At 34.2% G+C, this 2233-nt stretch carries 1 protein-coding gene; it reads left to right on the top strand.

What is annotated here, in order from left to right; translation table 11 throughout:
- The first annotated feature begins 383 nt into the window (after window positions 1-383).
- Window positions 384-1646: a cysteine desulfurase gene (locus AFK68_RS00925; RefSeq protein WP_094670904.1), complete on the top strand. Its 1263-nt coding sequence runs from the start codon at window positions 384-386 to the stop codon at window positions 1644-1646.
- The last annotated feature ends 587 nt before the right edge of the window (window positions 1647-2233 follow it).

A 2233-nucleotide genomic window follows, 5' to 3' on the forward strand; every position in this document is an offset into this window, starting at 1 on the left:
CCTTAAAAGGGGAGGCTTTAGACCAGAATCATCTAATTATTTGATTGTTTAATTATTAATTATTTCGGCAAGAAGTAATTAAGGAGGAAAGTGAGTTAAAAAGTAGATTTAAACTTACAGTAAGCTCCAAGTCTATGAGGTAAAAATATTATTAATAATAAAACCTTTGTAGTGCAGGCATCTTGCCCATGAGATTGTTTCCGGAATTACTATTTCCTACTCCTTAAAAAAACTGAAATAGCAGTCGAAGCAAAGGGCGCGGACATTTATAAATGCTCAAAGCAGAGCTTTTCCCTATACGAAAAATCCTTGGACAGTTTGCTATTCCCTATTCCCTATTCCCTATTCTCTATTCCCTAGCGCTACGCGCTATAACTGAAAAAATGACTATTATTCAAGACAGAACTTTGGCAGATAAAGTACGAGCAGATTTTCCGATTTTAAATCAGGAAATAAATGGTAAACCACTGGTTTATTTAGATAATGCTGCTACTTCCCAAAAACCTTTAGCAGTTATTAATGCTTGGCAGGAATATTACCTCAAATATAATTCTAATGTGCATAGGGGTATTCATACTTTAAGTGGAAAAGCAACAGATGCTTATGAAGGGGCAAGAGATAAAGTAGCTGCTTTTGTTAATGCAGCATCTCGGAATGAAATTGTTTATACTCGTAATGCTAGTGAAGCTATTAATTTAGTCGCTTATTCTTGGGGTTTAAATAATCTCAAACCAGGAGACGAAATTATTGTCTCAGTTATGGAACATCATAGTAATTTTGTTCCCTGGCAAATGGTTGCTCAAAAAACCGGAGCAGTTTTAAAATTTGTCGAATTGACTGAAACAGAAGAGTTTAATTTAGAACAATATAAAACCCTAGTTTCTGAAAAAACAAAGTTAGTAGCAGTTGCTCATGTTTCTAATGTTTTAGGTTGTACAAACCCAGTCAAAGAAATTTGCTCAATTGCTCATCAAAACGGAGCTAAAGTATTAATAGATGCTTGCCAAAGTTTACCTCATTGTGTGGTAGATGTACAGGCAATAGGTTGTGATTGGTTAGTAGGTTCTGGTCATAAAATGTGCGCTCCCACTGGCATTGGTTTTCTCTATGGAAAATTGGAATTACTAAACGAAATGCCACCATTTTTAGGAGGTGGTGAAATGATTTCCGAGGTGTTTTTTGACCATTCCACCTATGCAGAATTACCTCATAAATTTGAAGCAGGAACGCCAGCTATTGGAGAAGCGATCGCTCTTGGTGCAGCAGTAGATTATCTGACAAATATAGGTATGGAAAAAATCCATACCTATGAAGCAGAATTAACTACTTATTTATTTGATAAATTGAATCAAATTCCTGAAGTAACTATTTACGGACCTCAACCAAATACTAATGGAGAAAATAGGGCAGCATTAGCATCTTTTACAGTAGAAAATATTCACCCAAATGATTTATCAACTATGTTAGATGAAGCAGGGGTAGCAATTCGTTCTGGTCATCATTGCGCTCAACCTTTGCATCAATATTTAAAGATTTCATCCACAGCAAGAGCAAGTTTATATTTCTATAATACTCGTGATGATATTGATGCTTTTATTGTTGCTTTAAAAGACACAATAGAATTTTTTGGTAGTATTATGGGTTAAGTTCAATAATTGATAATTGATAATGGATAATTGATAATTACCTCTATCTAAAAGGAAGAGGATTGAATAAAAGGAAAATTTTTTCTTGTTTCTCCTTTAAAGGAAAGGCTTTAAACCTTAATTATACCAATTCCCATGCATTAATGCTATACTTGATTAATACTTCAGTTATTAAGTAATTACCTTGGGAAAATTACTTTCTTGCTAATTTGAGACAATTTAATCTTTGATTATCCTTATTTTTAATTCTCCCGTAGGGACGTTGCATGCAACGTCCCTACACTCCCCTACTCCCCTACTCAATGAAATGTAGAAAAGTTTTTGAGAAATGGTATTATTCGGTAAGGAAGGAACAAGGAACAGGGAAGAAGGAAGAAGTTTTGTAGTCTACCTTTGTGAAAACCGCTATAATATAGGTTTTACCATTTTATCTAACAGGGTTTGGATACTAAACCCAAGTAAAAATGGGATTTGGAAACCAAAAAGTAGGGACGTTCCATGGAACGTCCCTACATGGTTATTATTTTTTTCCAGCTAATACTAATAAGGGCTATTATGTATGAGAGAATGGAATCTAAATAAACTTA

Source organism: Hydrocoleum sp. CS-953 (assembly GCF_002260545.1).
In the GTDB taxonomy this organism is placed as follows: Bacteria; Cyanobacteriota; Cyanobacteriia; order Cyanobacteriales; family Microcoleaceae; genus Trichodesmium.

Excerpts from the sequence above, each read along its gene's own strand:
- AFK68_RS00925 (WP_094670904.1), top strand. The coding sequence starts at position 384 with ATGACTATTATTCAAGACAGAACTTTGGCAGATAAAGTACGAGCAGAT.